This is a genomic window from Actinomadura sp. KC06, assembly GCF_004348735.1.
Lineage (GTDB): Bacteria > Actinomycetota > Actinomycetes > Streptosporangiales > Streptosporangiaceae > Spirillospora.
Genome location: NZ_SMKT01000028.1, coordinates 1 through 16,249, shown reverse-complemented (window position 1 = coordinate 16,249; position 16,249 = coordinate 1). Strand labels below are relative to the sequence as shown.

Here is a 16,249-nt window from a genome sequence, read left to right as displayed (position 1 = left end):
TTTCAAATTCCTTACCGGTAGGGTCAGGATCAAGGGACCAGGGAGGCGAGCGCGTCGGTGAGCACAGAGCAAGAGGCCCCGCAGGACCGGATCTTCACGGTGCCCAACAGCCTCAGCCTGGCGCGGCTGGTCGGCGTCCCGCTGTTCCTGTGGCTCGTCCTGATCGAGGCGGACTGGTGGGCGCTCGGCCTGCTGGTGTTCGCGGGCCTGTCCGACTGGCTGGACGGCAAGCTGGCGCGGATCCTGAACCAGACCAGCAAGCTCGGGGCGGTGCTCGACCCGGCCGCCGACCGGCTCTACATCCTGGCGACGCTCGTCGGCCTCACCATCCGCGACATCATCCCGCTGTGGCTGGTGGTGCTGCTCGTCGCCCGCGAGCTGGCGATCGTGCCGATCGCGCCGATCGTCCGGCGGCTCGGGTACAGCGGGACGCTCCCCGTCCATTTCATCGGCAAGGCGGGCACGCTGTGCCTGCTGTACGCGTTCCCGCTGCTGCTGCTGGGGGACCATGACGGCGCGGCGGCGACGGCGGCGAAGGTCGTCGGCTGGTCGTTCGCCATCTGGGGCGCGGGCCTGTACTGGTGGGCGGCCGTCCTGTACTGGGAGCAGACGCGGCAGCTCGTGGTCGCCGGGCGGGAGACCGCCGGCAGGGAGACGGCCCGATGAAGGCCGTCGTGATGGCGGGCGGGGAGGGGACGCGGCTGCGCCCGATGACCGCCAACCAGCCGAAGCCGCTGCTCCCGCTCGTCAACCGGCCGATCATGGAGCATGTGCTGCGGCTGCTGAAGGCGCACGGGTTCAGCGAGACCGTCGTCACCGTCCAGTTCCTGGCCGCGCTGATCCGCAACTACTTCGGCGACGGCGAGGAGCTCGGCATGTCGCTGAGCTACGCGACCGAGGAGATCCCGCTCGGCACCGCGGGCAGCGTCAAGAACGCCGAGGAGGCGCTGCGCGACGACCGCTTCCTGGTGATCTCCGGGGACGCGCTCACCGACATCGACCTGACCGACATGGTGCGCTTCCACGAGCGCAACGGCGCGCTCGTCACGATCGGGCTGAAGCGCGTCCCGAACCCGCTCGAGTTCGGGATCATCATCGTGGACGACGAGGGACGCGTGCAGCGCTTCCTGGAGAAGCCGACGTGGGGCCAGGTGTTCTCCGACACCGTCAACACCGGCATCTACGTGATGGAGCCGGAGGTCCTTGAGCACGTCGCGGAGGGGGAGCCGGTCGACTGGTCCGGGGACGTGTTCCCCGCGCTGCTCGCCGAGGGCGCCCCGCTGTTCGGGTACGTCGCCGACTGCTACTGGGAGGACGTCGGCACCCACGAGAGCTACCTCAAGGCCCAGGCCGACATGCTGTCCGGCCAGGTCGGCATCGACCTGGACGGGTTCGAGGTGTCGCCGGGCGTGTGGGTCGCCGAAGGCGCCGAGGTGGACGCGGAGGCCGTCCTCAAGGGCCCGCTCTACATCGGCGACTACGCCAAGGTCGAGGCGGGCGTCGAGCTGCGCGAGTACACCGTCCTCGGCAGCAACGTGGTCGTGAAGGAGGGCGCGTTCCTGCATCGCGCGATCGTCCACGACAACGTGTTCGTCGCGCCGTCCACGAACCTGCGCGGCTGCGTGGTCGGCAAGAACACCGACATCATGGCCGGCGCCCGCGTCGAGGAGGGCGCGGTCATCGGCGACGAGTGCGTGATCGAGGCGGAGGCGTACGTCTCGTCCGGCGTGAAGGTCTACCCGTTCAAGACGATCGAGGCGGGCGCGGTCGTCAACACCAGCGTGATCTGGGAGTCGCGGGGGCAGCGCAACCTGTTCGGGCCGCGCGGCGTGTCCGGGCTGGTCAACGTCGAGATCACGCCCGAGCTGGCGGTGCGGCTCGCCAGCGCCTACGCGACGACGCTGAAGAAGGGCACGACCGTCGTCACCGGACGGGACGTCTCCCGCGCCGCCCGCACCCTGAAACGCGCCGTGAACAGCGCCCTGACCGCCAGCGCGATCAACGTCAACGACCTGGAGGCGACGCCGCTGACCGTCGCCCGGTTCGAGACCGGCCGCATGGACGCCGTCGGCGGCATCTACATCCGCACCACGCTCGGCGACCCGCAGGGCGTCGACATCATCTTCTTCGACCCCGACGGCGCCGACCTGTCGCAGAACGCGCAGCGCAAGCTGGAGCGCGTGTTCGGGCGGCAGGAGTACCGGCGCGCGTTCCCCGGCGAGATCGCCGAGCTGACCTACCCGCCGCGCGTCGTCGAGACCTACACCCGCGACCTGCTGCGGCGCGTCGACATCCGCGGGGTCCGCGAGGCCGGGCTGAAGATCGTCCTGGACTGCGCGGGCGGCGTCGCGTCGCTCGTCCTGCCGAACCTGCTCGGCAAGGTCGGGGTGGAGGTCCTCACCCGCAACGCCGGGCTGGACGAGGCCAACCCGACCGAGACGCTCGCCGAGCGGATGCGCGACCTGGAGCGGCTCGGGGAGCTGGTGTCGTCGTCGCGGGCCGCGTTCGGCGTCCGGTTCGACCCGGTCGGGGAGCGGATCTCGCTCGTGGACGAGAACGGCGAGCTGGTCGGCGACGACCGGGCGCTGCTGGTCATGCTGGACCTGGTCGCGGCCGAGCGGGGCGCGCAGGTCGAGCAGGGCCGGGTCGCGCTGCCGGTGACGACGACGCGGGTCGCCGAGCAGGTGTGCCGGTTCCACGGCGTCCAGGTCGAGTGGACGTCCACGTCCCAGGACGTCCTCACCAAGGCCGCCGCGCAGCGCGGCGTGATCTTCGCGGGGGACGGTCGCGGCGGGTTCCTCATGCCCGAGTTCAGCGGCACCGTGGACGGGATCGCGGCGTTCGTCCGCCTCGTCGGGCTCGTCGCGCGGACCCGGCTGACGCTGTCGCAGATCGACCGCCGCATCCCGGACGCGCACCTGCTGCGCCGCTCCGTCCCGACGCCGTGGGCCGCGAAGGGCAGCGTGATGCGGCACGTCGTGGAGGCCGCCGGGGACCGCACGATCGATACGACCGACGGCGTCCGCGTGGTCGAGGACGACGGCCGCTGGGTCCTCGTCCTGCCCGACCCGGCTGAGGCCGTCACCCACCTGTGGGCCGAAGGCCCGGACACCGACGCCGCCCAGGCGCTCCTGGAGGAGTGGGCCGTCGTCGTGGAACGCGCGGGCTCCTGATCTCTCGCGCCGGGCTCAGCAGCGTTCGCGGGGCTTGAGGCCCGTGGCGTCCGGTTCCCTGTCGCGGTAGGCGGCGGCGAGGAAGCCGATGAGGCGCTCCACGTCCGCGATGTTCGAGACCAGGCCGAGGGACGCGCGGACGGCGCCGCCGCTGGGCAGGCCGAGCACGCCCAGGTAGTCGTCCAGCGTCCGCATCCGCCGGTGCGCGGTGAGGCGCAGCGCGCGCTCGGGGATCTCGAACGCGCCCTCGCCCGCGCCCGGATTGCAGAAGCAGCCCGTGCGGATCGAGATGCCCGCGGCCGCGGTGTCGCGGGCGACGATCCGCTCGTCGACGATCCCGCCCCGCGCGCCGAGGACGTTGAACGCGACCGTGCCGCCGCGCCGGTCCGTGCCGTCCGGCCCGTACAGCCTGATCATGGGGGAGCCGTCGGAGTGCCGCAGGCCCGCCAGCCTCCGCAGGAGCAGGTCCGTCAGGCACGTCACGCGGAGGTGGATCAGGTCCATGCCGATGCCGTCGACCCAGTCGACGCCGAACTCCACGTCGGGGATGGACAGGAAGTTCAGGGTGCCGTCCTCGAACGCCGTCTCGTCGGGCGCGAGGACGTGCCAGTCGCCGAGCGCGCTCACCGCCTGGATCGTCCCGCCCGCGAACCAGGGCCGCCGCAGCCGCGCCAGGGCGTCGCGCCGCGCGACCAGGCAGCCGACGCCGGTCGGGTACCCGAACACCTTGTACCAGCTCACGGGGACGAAGTCGGGACGCGTCCGGCCCAGGTCGAGGCGGTTGGCGGGGACGAACGCCGCCGCGTCCAGCAGCACGTCGTAGCCGTGCGCGTGGGCCTGGTCGATCCAGGCGAGCGGGTGCTGGACGCCGGTGAAGTTGCTCTGCGCGGGGTAGACGAGCAGGCCCCGGTGGTCCGCGAGCGCCGCGCCGACCTCCTCGCCCTCGACGCGCAGCTCCGGCCCGCGGACGGGAACGTGCACGATCCCGGCGCCCCGGGCCCGCGCGAACTCCCGGAGCCCGTTCACGGAGTTGTGGTTGTCGCCGGTCAGGACGAGCCGGGCCCCGGGCTCGAACGGGTACGCCTCGCCGACCAGCCGGCACGCGCCGGTCGCGTTCGCCGTGAATACCACCGCGTACTCGTCGGGGGAGGCGTTGAAGAACGCCAGGATCCGCTCCCGCGCTCGATCGACCAACGCGGTGGACGCGCTGGACGTCGGGTTCTCCGAGTGCGGGTTCCCGTAGCAGCGGCTGGTCAGCCGCTCGACGTGCGCACGTAACTGGGCGGCGGCGGCCACGCCCGATCCGGTGTAGTCGAGGTAGATCTGCCCGTGCTCGTCCAGGTGGCGGTATTCGGTCGCGCGGAGCTCGTCCAGGCGCCGGGTGTCCTCGTAGCCGGACGTGCCGACGTAAAAATCGGATGAAGCGCTCACGGTGCACCCCCGCTGGCGTAAAGCCGCATCCATAACAGAACAGTCCAAAATCGGGAGATCATGCGCAAGGGGGTATTCTGGCCGTAATTGGCCCGTCACAGGGTGTTTGTCAGGTTCGTCGGGCGAGGAGCAGGCACGTCCCCGCGAGGAAGACCGCCGTGAACCCGGCCAGCACCGCCCAGTCGGCGGCGACCGCGCGCCCGAACGTGTCGCCGTACGAGGCCAGCAGCGGCGGCCCCAGCGGCGACCGCCCGGACCCCCACAGCCGCTCCACGCCGAGGCTGTGCCCGAGCCCCTCGAACGCCCACCGGTTCGACATGGCGTAGCTCAGCCACCGTCCCGGCGCCGCCATCACCGGGACGGGCAGGATCGCGCCCACGAACAGCACCTGCGGGAAGCACAGCATCGGCAGCGCCATCGTCGCCTGCGCCGGGTCGGTGACCGCCGCCGACACCAGGAGACCCAGCGCGAGGGCGGCCAGCGAGCACAGCAGCAGGGTGACGAACAGCTCCGCGTACGTGCCCCAGCCCATCGCGGGCAGCCTGTCCAGGCCCCGCAGGACGCCGAGCATCAGCGCGTCCACGAGCGCCAGAAGCGGCAGGAGCACCGCCACCTTCGCCAGCACGTACGAGCCGACCCGCAGACCCGTCAGGCGTTCACGCCGCACGACGGGCAGCTCCGTGCAGATTTGCAGGAGCCCGTACGTCAGGCCGAAGAAGAACCCGCCGAACGCGATCCAGAACAGGATCATCACCGTCGCGCCGGGGCTCGGCGACTCCGGCGAGAACGCGCCGGGCCGGAACAGCACCGCGAACATCGCCAGCACCATGACCGGCGACCCCGCCAGGACGGCGAGCGTGAGCCGGTTCCGCGACAGCAGGTCGAGGTTCCGCCGGGCCAGCAGCGCCCACTGCCCGAACGCCCCCACGCCCGGGCCCACCGCCGGGGCGGCGTCCGTGCCGAACCGGCCCTCCCACTCGTGCGGCTCGGTTTCGGCGAGCCGCAGATAGATGTCCTCGATCCCCCCGACGCGGAACTCCTCCCGCGCCACGTCCGGCTCGCCGTAGAACGCCAGCCGCCCGTCCTGCGTCAGGACGGCCACCCGGTCGCACACCGCGACGTCCGGCGGATGGTGCGTCGTGAGGACGACCGTCGTCCCCGAATCGGCCAGGCCGCGCAGCAGCCGCATCAGATCGGCCGCTGTGGCCGGGTCGAGGCCCGACGTCGGCTCGTCGAGGAAGAACACGCGGGGACGCGTCAGCAGCTCGACCGCGATGCTGGCGCGCTTGCGCTCGCCGCCGCTGAGCGACCCGACCCGCTGGCCGGCGCGCTCGGTGAGAGCGAGCGCGTCCATGACGGCGTCCACGGCCCTTTCCGCCCGCTGCGGCGGCGTCCCGGACGGCAGCCGCAGGCCCGCCGCGTACCGCAGCGTGCGCCGCAGCGGCATCTCCAGGTGGACGATGTCGTCCTGCGGCACGTACCCGAAGGCGCCGCCGTTCACGCGGGCATCCCCGTTGACGCGGGCCTCGCCGTCGAAGCGGACCTCGCCCTCGGCCGGAGGGCGCACGCCCGCGATGGCGTCCAGCAGCGTCGTCTTGCCCGCCCCGCTGCCACCGATGATCGCCACCAGCTCGCCGGACTCGATCGTCAGCGACACGTCCCGCAGCGTGCGGCGCCCGCCGCCCGCGCGCTGCCCGACCCCCCGTACCTCGATCATCCGCCTGGCTCCCGCCCGGGCCTGAGCCCCTCGCGTCCGCCGTGCCGGGCATCGCACCCAAAACCAAGATGAACGACCACACCCCCGGCAGTCCAGAGCGGGGGCCGGGGGCTGGGGGACGGTCAGTCGACGGGGACGTCCTCGGGGGATCCGGCCGCGATCCCGGCGAGGACGTCGAGCGCCCGCGCGAGCGTCTCCGGCGGTGGCGAGGCCAGGCTGACGCGAACGGCGCGGGGCGCGGCCGTCGTCCCGGCGGCGAAGGCGGCGGCGGGCGTGACGGCGATGCCGTGCCGTGCCGCCGCGGCCACGAACGTGTCGGCGCGCCACGGGGAGGGCAGCTCCCACCAGCGGAAATAGGAGGCCGGCCCCGCGCCGGCCGCGCCGGGGAGGCGATCGGCGGCGATCCGGGAGCGGGACGCGGCGTCCGCGCGCTTGGCGCGGGTCACCGCCGCGACGGCCCCGCCGGCGATCCAGCCGGACGCCGCCGCGAGCGCGAACCCGGTCGGCGCCCACCCGCCGGAGCGCAGGGCGGCGGCGACGCGCCCGGCAAGCGCGGCGGGCGGGAGGACGAACCCGACGCTCAGGCCCGGCGCGAGGCGCTTGGAGAGGCTGTCGACGAGGACCGTCCGCCGCGCGGCGAAGGACGCCAGCGGCGCCGGGCCGTCCTCGACGAGGAACGCCCACACGCGGTCCTCGATCGCGTAGAGGCCGAGGCGTTCCAGGGTTTCGGCCAGCTCGGCGCGGCGCGGCTCCGGCATCGTCGTCCCGGCCGGGTTGTGGAGCGTGGGCTGTACGTACACCGCGCCGAGCGGGGCGGCGCGGTGGGCGTCGGCGAGCGCCTCGGGGCGCAGCCCGTGCTCGTCGGACGCGACCGGGACGAGCGTCACGCCGAGCCGCGCCGCGACGCCCTTGACCACCGGATAGGTCAGCGCCTCGACCGCGAGCCGCCCGCCCGGCGGCACGAGCGCGGCCACGGCGCCCGCGATCGCCTGCCGCCCGTTCCCCGCGAACAGGACGCCGGACGGATCGGGCCGCCAGCCGGGCACGGCGAGCAGCTCCGCCGCCGACTCGCGGGCCGCGGGCGTCCCCGCGACGCCGGCGGGCCCGAGCGCCGCCTCCAGGACGTCCGGGCGCAGCAGCCGCTCCATCCCGGCGGCCAGCAGCGCGGTCTGCTCGGGCACCACGGGGTAGCTGAACTCCAGATCCACGCGGGCGTCCGCGGGCTCGGCCAGCGCCGTGGCGGGCGGGCCCTCCGCCGCGCGGACGAACGTCCCGCGGCCCACCTCGCCGACCACGAGACCGCGCCGGCGCAGCTCCCGGTACACGCGGCTCGCCGTCGAGGCCGCGATGCCGCGCTCCCGCGCGAACGCGCGCTGGGGCGGCAGCCGGTCGCCGGGACGGAGCCGTCCCGCCGCGATGCCGGCGGCCACCTCGTCCGCGACCCGCCGGTAATCCTCCACCACACCTCCGAACGGTCGATTGCACCGAGATCAATTTCATTATTGCACTGAGATTACTCGGACATCTAGCATCGGATCACGTCGAAATGTCAGGAGTGCAATGATCTCGTCCAGTGCGATGGCGGCCGTCGCGGTCTTCGCCCTCGTCCTCGTGCTCACCCCAGGCCCCAACATGATCTATCTGGTGTCGCGGTCGGTGACGCAGGGCCGCCGCGCGGGCATGATCTCCCTCGCCGGGGTCGCCGCCGGGTTCCTCGTCTACGTCACCGCCGTGACCGCCGGCATCGCCACCGTCTTCGCGCTCGTCCCGGAGATCTACACGGCGATCAAGGTTGCGGGCGCCGCGTACCTGCTGTGGCTCGCCTGGCAGGCGGTGCGGCCCGGCGGGACGACGCCGTTCGCCCCGAAGGAGCTGCCCGCCGACCCGCCGCGCCGCCTGTTCGCGATGGGCCTGGTCACCAACCTGCTCAACCCGAAGATCGCGATCCTGTACGTGTCGCTGCTGCCCCAGTTCACCGACCCGGAGCGCGGCCACGTCGGCGTCCAGATCATGCTGCTCAGCCTCACCCAGATCACCATCGCGATCACCGTGAACGCCCTCATCGTGCTGGGCGCCGGCGCCATCGCGGTGTTCCTCGCCCGGCGGCCCGGGTGGCAGCGGGCCCAGCGCTACGTGATGGGCTCGGCGCTCGCCGGGATCGCCGTCCACCTGGGGCTCACCCGCACCGCCGCCCACTGACCGCCCGCCCCCGCGGAGCGGCCGGCGGGCGGGGGCGGGGACCGGCGGTCAGACGGGGATCGGGACGCGGTCCGCGCCGTCCGGCTCCGGGAGGGGCGAGGGCCGGACGCGCAGCACCCGGGCGGCCCAGCCCGGCAGCCACCAGTTCCAGCGGCCGAACAGCGACACCGCCGCCGGGACGAGCAGCGCCCGCACCACGGTCGCGTCCAGCAGGATGCCCAGCCCGAGGCCGGTCGCGAAGATCTTCACCTCGACGATCGGGGCCGCGGCGAGCGACGCGAACGCCAGGAACAGGATCAGCGCCGCGCTCGTCACCAGGCGTCCCGTCCGGCCGAGGCCCTCGACGATCGCGGCCTCGGTGGAGCCGGTGCGGTCGTACTCCTCCCTGAGCCGGGCCAGGATGAACACCTCGTAGTCCATCGACAGCCCGTACAGGAACGCGAACACCATCGCCGGGACGAACGCGGCGATCGAACCCGTCGCGGAGATGCCCCAGAACAGATCGCTGCCGTGGCCCTGCTGCCACACCAGGACGATCGCGCCGAGCACGGCGGCCAGCGACAGCAGGTTGAGCACCACCGCCTTGAACGCCAGGAGCAGCGACCGGAACGCGCGGGCCAGCAGGACGAACGTCAGCAGGCAGATGAGCCCCAGCATGTACGGGAACGTCCCGTACACCTTGGCCGCGAAGTCGATGTCGGCCGCGGCCTCGCCGCCCACCTGCGCGCCCGGCGGAACCGCTTCGCGGACGGCCTTGACGAGGTCCTTGCCCGCGTCCGTCCCGCCCTCGTCGACGGGCACGACGGTGATCAGCGCGGTCCCGTCCCGCCGCCACATCCCGCCGTCGGGCGCCGCGACCGTGTGGACGCCCCGCAGCCCCCGGAGCTCGGACGCGGCCGCCGCGGGGTCGGCGCCCCGCGGCAGCAGCACGTCCACCGGGGTGAGGACGCCGGTCGGCGCCCCCGCCCCGCGCAGCTCCGCCAAGCCCTCGTAGGCGGGACCCGACTTGGCCAGAGCGCTGCTGCTCGGCTCGCCGAGGTTCATCCCCAGCGCGGCGAACGCGAGGCCCCCGAGGACGGCGAGCGCCGCCAGCGCCGCCGGGATCCGGAACCGGATGATCTGCCGCGCCCACGCCGTCCAGGCCCGTCCCGCGCGGGACCCGTCGCCGCGCCACCGCGGCGCGATCCGGTCGAGGGCCGGTCCCATCGTGGCCAGGACGACCGGCAGCAGCGTCAGCGTCGCGAGCGCGCTCACCGCCGGGATGATCACGCCGCCGTAGGCCACGCTGCGCATGAACTCGACCGGCATCACCAGCATCGCGACGAGCCCGATCCCGACGGCCGCCGCGCTGAACACCACCGCGTGCCCGGCCGTCGCCATCGCGCGCCTGGTCGCCTCGTCCGCGGACAGGCCGCGCGACCGCTCCTCCCGCCACCGCGTCACCAGCAGCAGCGAGTAGTCGACGGCGACGCCGAGCCCGATGAGCGCCACGACGAACTGCACCATGAAGTTCACGTCGGTGACGCCCGTGATCCCGTAGACCAGCAGGAACGAGGTCAGGATCGACACGGCCGCGATCACGAGCGGGACGACCGCCAGCACCGACCCGAACACGAACGCCAGGACGACGAGCGCCCCGAGCCCGCCGATGAGCGTCTCGGTGAGGACGCTCGGCCCCTCGCTGCCCGCCTCGTCCGCCAGCCCGTCCATGCTCGTCACGTGCAGCTCGGCCCCGGCGGGCAGGTGCGGCCGCATCGCCTCGGCGAGCGGCCCGGCCGGCTCGGGCCCGTCGTCGATCTCGCTCGCCCCCGGCTCGACACGCGGATACACCAGGCCGTAGACGACCCGGCCGCCGTCGGCGGTGAAGCGGGCGTCGCCGGTGGTCCCGTACGAGACGACGCGGGCGCCGAGCCGCTCCCCGGCCGCCGCGAACGCCTTCGCCAGCCCGGCGCGGACGCCGGGCGAGTCCGCGGTCGTCCCGGCGGGCAGCCTGACGACCGGGACCTCGGGCTTCTCGTCGGCGCCCGTCCCGTAGGCGGCCAGGATCGCCGCGTTGGCGTCCCGCGCCGCCGAGCCGGGCGGCGCGAAGTCCTCGGTGAGGCGGTCGGGCACCTGCATGACGGCGAAGGCGCCGGCGCACGCGGCGGCCAGCCACACCAGGCCGATCAGCAGCCGGTGCCGGAGCACGAAATCGGAGAATCTGTCCATGCCCACAACTGCAGCGGCCCGCTCTTCCGGCGCCGTGTGAACGCCCTTGGGGATCCCTGTGAAACCGGCTCCGACCGGCTTCACAGCGATCTCTGAGACTTCTCGCAGAACGCCCGCAGTGCGCCCGGCGGCGCCCACCGGGAAGACTGGCCCCGTGACGCCCACCAAGATCCTCGTCGTGGACGACGAGGCGTACCTCGCCGACCTCGTCGCGACCGCGCTGCGCTACGAGGGCTTCGAGACGGCCGTGGCCGGATCGGGCGCGGAGGCGCTGGCGAGCATCCCGCGCTTCGGCCCCGACCTGATCGTCCTGGACGTGATGCTCCCGGACGGCTCGGGCCTCGACGCCTGCGCCCGCCTCCGCCGGGACGGCTGCCAGGCCCCCGTCGTGTTCCTCACCGCCCGCGACGCCACCGAGGACAAGATCAAGGGCCTGACCGTCGGCGGCGACGACTACGTCACCAAGCCGTTCAGCCTGGAGGAGCTGATCGCCCGGATCCGCGCCGTGCTGCGCCGCACCCGGCCCGCCGGGCGCGACCGGGCCCGGCTGTCGTTCGCCGACCTGGAGCTCGACGAGGACACCTACGAGGTGCGGCGCGGCGGCGTCCTGGTCGACCTCACCCCCACCGAGTTCAAGCTGCTGCGCTACCTGCTCCTCAACTCCGGCCGGGTGCTGACCAAGCGGCAGATCCTCGACCACGTCTGGCAGTACGACTTCGGCGGCGGCGACGGCGTCGTCCAGACCTACGTCAGCTACCTGCGCCGCAAGCTGGACGACCGCGACCCGCGCCTCATCCACACCGTCCCGCGCGTCGGGTACATCCTCCGCATGCCCCGGGAGGGCTGATGTCGCTGCGCAGGCGCATCGTGCTGACCCAGCTCGCCCTGCTGGCGCTCGGCCTGCTGACCGCCGGCGCGTCCAGCTTCGCCGCGCTGAACGACTGGAAGAACGACAGCGAGCACAACCGGATGACCGCCGTGGGACGCGAGGCCGCCGCGCTGTTCGCCGAGAGCGGCCCCGGCGGCTCGTGGTCGCGGCTCTCGGAGGCAACCTCGGACCTGGACCGGCTGTGGCGCGCGGCCGGCGACGGCGGCGGCCTGCCGCTGTTCCTCCAGGTCCGCCGCGCCGACGGCGCCGTGGTGGAGACCGTCTCGTTCGTCGGCGAGCCGCCGCTGCCGGACGATCTGCGCCCCGGCGAGGCGACGGGCGGCAACCCGGACGGGGAGCGGTTCGTCCGCACGGAGGCGCGGCCCCGCCCCGGCAAGGACGACGACGGCCTGTTCGGACGCGAAGGCCCCGACTGGCTCGTCCGCACCGCGTGGGTGCCCGGCGAGCGGCACTACCTCGTCACGTCCATGCGCACCACCGAGCAGGACGAGTTCTTCGGCCGCACCCTCGGAACCCAGGTCAGCGTCACGCTCGCCGTCCTCCTCGGCGTCGGGCTGCTGGTGTGGCGGGCCGTCCGCCGCGCGACCCGGCCGCTGGAGGAGATCGCCGCGACGGCCGCCCGGATCGGCGACGGCGACCTCGGCCGCCGGCTCGCCGTGCACGGCCCGAAGACCGAGGTCGGACGGCTCGCCGAGGCGCTGAACGGCATGCTCGCGCAGATCGAGGCGTCGTTCCGGGAGCGGGAGGCGTCCCGCGACCGGCTGCGCCGCTTCGTCGCCGACGCCTCCCACGAGCTGCGCACCCCGGTCGCGACCGTCCGCGGGTACGCCGAGCTGTTCCGCCGCGGCGCCGCGGACCGTCCCGAGGACCTCGCGAAGGCGATGCGCCGCATCGAGTCGGAGGCCGAGCGGATGGGCCGCCTCGTCGACGAGATGCTGCTGCTCGCCCGGCTGGACCAGGGCCGCCCGCTGGAGCGCGAGCCCGTCGACCTGGCCGCGCTCGCCGCCGACGCGGTCGCCGACGCCGCCGTCGTCGAGCCGGACCGGCCCCTGACGCTGGAGGCGGACGGCCCCGTCGTCGTCACCGGCGACGCCGGACGGCTCCGCCAGGTCCTCGACAACCTGCTGGCGAACGTCCGGCGCCACACGCCCGCCGGCACGGCCGCGACCGTCCGCGTGTCGGAACGGGACGGGGAGGCGGTCCTGGAGGTCGCCGACGAGGGCCCTGGAATCCCGGCGGACGAGCGCGCCCGCGTCTTCGAGCGCTTCTACCGGGCCGACCCGTCCAGGTCCCGCGACCGCGGCGGCGCGGGCTTGGGGCTATCGATCGTCGCGGCGGTGGCCGAAGCGCACGGCGGCCGCGCGTCCGTGGCGGACGCCCCCGGCGGCGGCGCCGCGTTCACGATCACGCTGCCGCGCTGATCGGCCGTCCGTGCTGATTGGCCGTCCGCGCCGATTCGCCGTCCGCGCCGATTCGCCGTCCGCGCACATGAGTGGGCCATGATGGGCCGGTGATCGCACAACGAGAGGACGACGACCCGCCCGCAGGCCGGCCCGACGCGTCCATGTCGCTCCTCGCCGACCTGTTCAGCGGCAAGCTCCTCGATCACGGCTACGCGGAGGCCGCGGCACGGCGCGCCGCGGCCGCGCGGGAGGCGGGCGATCCAGGCCCGGCGCGGGGACGGCTGCGCGGCGGCGGCGTCCTGCTCGTCCTCGTCCTCGCCGGGACGCTGATCGCCGTCGCCGGGGCCGAGGTCCGGCGCGGCGAGCCCGTGGCCGCCGAGCAGCGCTCCCGGCTGGTCGACGCGATCCACGCCCGCACCGCCGAGACCGACGCCCTCCAGCGCCGCCTCGACCGGCTCCGGGCCGAGACGGAACGGCGCCGGGCCGCCGCGCTCGCCCGCAGCGAGGACGGCCGCCGCGCCCGCAGGACCCTCGCCCTCGCGGGCGCCGCCGCGGCGGCCGCGCCCGCCACCGGCGACGCGCTGATCGTCACCCTGGACGACGCACCGCACGACGAGCCGGACGGGCGCCCCGCCGACACCGGCGGCCGGGTCTATGATCAGGACCTCCAGGTCCTGGTGAACGGGCTCTGGGCGGCGGGCGCCGCGGCCATCGGCGTCAACGGGCAGCGCCTCACCCCGGCGACGGCGATCCGCGCCGCCGGCGAGGCGATCCTGGTCGACTACCGGCCGCTCGGCCGCCCCTACGAGGTGACGGCGCTCGGCGACCCCGGCCGCCTCCGGGACGCGCTCTCCGGCTCGGCCGCCGACCGGCGGCTGCGGGCCCTGAACGAGCGCTTCGAGATCAGATACGACACGCGCCGGTCGTCCGGGGTGCGGCTGCCCGCCGCGGGCGCCGTCCGGCTGCGGTACGCCCGCGAGGCGGGCCGGTGAGCGGGGGAGAGGAGACCCGACGTTGATCGCGCTGATCGGGCTGATGATCGGCGTGGCGCTGGGCCTGCTGCTCCAGCCGGACGTCCCGCTCTGGCTGGAGCCGTACCTGCCGATCGCGATCGTCGCGGCGCTCGACGCCATGTTCGGCGGCATCAGGGCCCGGCTGGAGGGCATCTTCGACGAGAAGGTGTTCGTGGTGTCGTTCGTCAGCAACACCGTCATCGCCGCGCTGATCGTCTTCCTCGGCGACAAGCTCGGGGTCGGCTCGCAACTGTCCACCGGCGTCGTGGTCGTCCTCGGCATCCGGATCTTCTCCAACGCGGCCGGCATCCGGCGGAAGCTGTTCGGCGCATGACCGGCGACGAGCACCGGGACGAGCACAGGGACGAGCGGCCCGCCGAGCCCGCGGAGCCCGCCGGGCTCCGCGGCCTCCTTGACTTGTTGAGACCGCGAGTCAGCATGGGCCAGCTGATCGGCGGCCTGCTCTGCCTGGTCCTCGGATTCGCGGTCGTCGCGCAGATCCAATCGAACGAGCGCGACACCACCTTCGCCACCGCGCGGCAGGACGAGCTCGTCGGAGTCCTGTCCGATCTGGGCCAGCGATCCGAGCGCCTGCGCGGCGACCTCCGCGATCTGGAGGACACCAAGGCGCAGCTGGAACGGGACGCCGAAGGAGGAACCGCCCTTGAGGAAGCGCGCAAGCGGGCGACCACCTATGGCCTCCTCGCGGGCACCCTCCCGGCCGAGGGCCCCGGCATCGAACTGCTGATCACCGACCCGCGCCGCGGCGTCAAGGCGATCAACCTCCTGGACGCGCTGCAGGAGCTCCGCGACGCCGGCGCCGAGGTCGTCCAGGTCAACGACGTGCGCGCCGGCGTCGACACCTACTTCCTGGACGGCCGGAGCGGCGTCCAGGCCGACGGGAGGCCCCTCGCCGCGCCCTACCGGTTCCTCGCCATCGGCGACCCCCACACCATGACGACCGCGCTGAACATCCCCGGCGGACTGGTCAAGACGCTCCAGGGCGCCGGCGCGGACGTCTCGATCACCCCGCGCGCGAAAATCGCCGTCGACGCGATACGGTCTCCCTAGGGGAATTCGGGGAAGCGGTAAACCGGACGCCGGGCTCGGGCGTCGCGATCGGGGACGTCCGCGCGGCGGCGTAGACCTGCGATCATCGGCGAATGTAGGTTGGTCCAGCCGGCTCGCCGTTCCAGTTGACCCCTCGGGTAATACCCGCGTAAGTTGCGGCGACCGTCCCGTAAGCGGCCGGTGAGTCAGACCGTGGTCGGGGCGGGTCCCCGGCGTGGGTTGGTTGAAGGATGCGCGTGGCGCAGGCGGCTCCCGTTGCGGCGGGACGCCCGCGGGCGGCACGCCGATGGTAGGAGGCCGAGCCGATCGATGCCGAGCGTCTACTGCACGCAGTGCGGTCACGCCAACCCGGATGATGCCCGCTTCTGCTCGAACTGCGGAACTCCGCTCACCCGGAGCCCGCTGCCTCCCCGGGAGTCGCCCGGCGAGTCCACGTCCACGATCTCCATCGGCGGGTTCGAGGCGCTGGACACCGACGCCGGCGCTGAGGAGCCGTCGCTCGGGCCCGACCAGATGGCCATGGAGGCGCTTCCCCCGGGGACGGCGCTCCTCGTCGTCAAGCGGGGCCCGAACGCCGGCAGCCGCTTCCTGCTCGACAAGGACCGCACCTCCGCGGGCCGGCACCCTTCGAGCGACATCTTCCTCGACGACGTCACCGTGTCCCGCCGGCACGCCGAGTTCGCCCGCCAGGGCTCCGCGTTCTCCGTCCGCGACGTCGGCAGCCTCAACGGCACCTACGTCAACCGGCAGCGGATCGACCAGGCCGGCCTGTCGGGCGGCGACGAGGTCCAGATCGGCAAGTTCCGGCTGGTGTTCCTGATCAACCCGGCGCACGGCTGACCGGGGAGCACGAGGCCGCGGCGACGATGGGAGGGGCCATGAACGCGCAGCCAGCCCGGTCCCTGATGACGATCGGGGACGTCCTCGGACTGCTCAGGCCCGAGTTCCCCGACATCACCATCTCCAAGATCAGGTTCCTGGAGTCCGAGGGCCTGGTCGAACCGGAGCGCAGCCCGTCCGGCTACCGCAAGTTCGGCGACGCCGACGTCGAGCGGCTCCGCTTCGTCCTCACCGCGCAGCGCGACCACTACCTGCCGCTGCGCGTCATCAGGCAGCACCTCCAGGCCCGCGACCGCGGCGAGAGC

Annotated in this window: 14 protein-coding genes; 10 read left to right on the top strand and 4 right to left on the bottom strand. The window is 73.7% G+C overall.

The features are described from left to right. Positions 1–57: 57 nt before the first annotated feature. Both E1287_RS12020 and E1287_RS12015 read left to right on the top strand, forming a co-directional pair. Entirely contained in the window at positions 58–666 is a 609-nt protein-coding gene (locus tag E1287_RS12020) for a CDP-alcohol phosphatidyltransferase family protein (RefSeq protein WP_131964973.1), read from the top strand. Next, positions 663–3,173 (top strand): mannose-1-phosphate guanyltransferase, encoded by a 2,511-nt coding sequence (locus tag E1287_RS12015; RefSeq protein ID WP_131964972.1) that lies wholly within the window; start codon positions 663–665, stop codon positions 3,171–3,173. The genes E1287_RS12020 and E1287_RS12015 overlap by 4 nt, the downstream gene beginning before the upstream one ends. A gap of 15 nt (positions 3,174–3,188) precedes the next feature. Here E1287_RS12015 and E1287_RS12010 read toward each other — a convergent pair whose 3' ends face one another. The 3 genes from E1287_RS12010 to E1287_RS12000 form a co-directional block, all read right to left on the bottom strand. Then, entirely contained in the window at positions 3,189–4,604 is a 1,416-nt protein-coding gene (locus tag E1287_RS12010) for an aminotransferase class V-fold PLP-dependent enzyme (RefSeq protein ID WP_243718884.1), read from the bottom strand. A gap of 109 nt (positions 4,605–4,713) precedes the next feature. Next, positions 4,714–6,321, bottom strand: a complete 1,608-nt coding sequence (locus tag E1287_RS12005; protein WP_131964970.1) for an ATP-binding cassette domain-containing protein — start codon at positions 6,319–6,321, stop codon at positions 4,714–4,716. A 122-nt stretch (positions 6,322–6,443) separates the two neighbouring features. Next, a complete protein-coding gene (locus E1287_RS12000; protein ID WP_131964969.1) occupies positions 6,444–7,781 on the bottom strand; it encodes a PLP-dependent aminotransferase family protein in 1,338 nt (445 codons plus the stop codon). Positions 7,782–7,881: 100 nt separating this feature from the next. Between E1287_RS12000 and E1287_RS11995 the strand changes: the two genes are divergently transcribed. Beyond that, positions 7,882–8,520 (top strand): LysE family translocator, encoded by a 639-nt coding sequence (locus tag E1287_RS11995; protein WP_131964968.1) that lies wholly within the window; start codon positions 7,882–7,884, stop codon positions 8,518–8,520. Between the two features lie 48 nt (positions 8,521–8,568). Here E1287_RS11995 and E1287_RS11990 read toward each other — a convergent pair whose 3' ends face one another. Further along, entirely contained in the window at positions 8,569–10,728 is a 2,160-nt protein-coding gene (locus E1287_RS11990; RefSeq protein ID WP_131964967.1) for an MMPL family transporter, read from the bottom strand. A 154-nt stretch (positions 10,729–10,882) separates the two neighbouring features. On the opposite strand from E1287_RS11990, the gene E1287_RS11985 reads away from it, so the two are divergent. The 7 genes from E1287_RS11985 to E1287_RS11955 form a co-directional block, all read left to right on the top strand. Then, on the top strand, positions 10,883–11,575 hold the full coding sequence (locus E1287_RS11985; RefSeq protein ID WP_131964966.1) for a response regulator transcription factor: 693 nt from the start codon (positions 10,883–10,885) through the stop codon (positions 11,573–11,575). Then, on the top strand, positions 11,575–13,038 hold the full coding sequence (locus E1287_RS11980; protein WP_131964965.1) for a HAMP domain-containing sensor histidine kinase: 1,464 nt from the start codon (positions 11,575–11,577) through the stop codon (positions 13,036–13,038). The genes E1287_RS11985 and E1287_RS11980 overlap by 1 nt, the downstream gene beginning before the upstream one ends. A gap of 89 nt (positions 13,039–13,127) precedes the next feature. After that, positions 13,128–14,012 (top strand): DUF881 domain-containing protein, encoded by an 885-nt coding sequence (locus E1287_RS11975; RefSeq protein WP_131964964.1) that lies wholly within the window; start codon positions 13,128–13,130, stop codon positions 14,010–14,012. 22 nt (positions 14,013–14,034) lie between these two features. After that, positions 14,035–14,367, top strand: a complete 333-nt coding sequence (locus E1287_RS11970) for a small basic family protein (protein ID WP_131964963.1) — start codon at positions 14,035–14,037, stop codon at positions 14,365–14,367. After that, positions 14,364–15,104, top strand: a complete 741-nt coding sequence (locus E1287_RS11965; RefSeq protein ID WP_131964962.1) for a DUF881 domain-containing protein — start codon at positions 14,364–14,366, stop codon at positions 15,102–15,104. The genes E1287_RS11970 and E1287_RS11965 overlap by 4 nt, the downstream gene beginning before the upstream one ends. 309 nt (positions 15,105–15,413) lie before the next feature. Continuing rightward, on the top strand, positions 15,414–15,944 hold the full coding sequence (locus E1287_RS11960) for an FHA domain-containing protein (protein ID WP_131964961.1): 531 nt from the start codon (positions 15,414–15,416) through the stop codon (positions 15,942–15,944). Positions 15,945–15,982: 38 nt separating this feature from the next. After that, positions 15,983–16,249: MerR family transcriptional regulator (locus E1287_RS11955; protein WP_131964960.1), on the top strand; the 267-nt coding region annotated here is incomplete at its 3' end.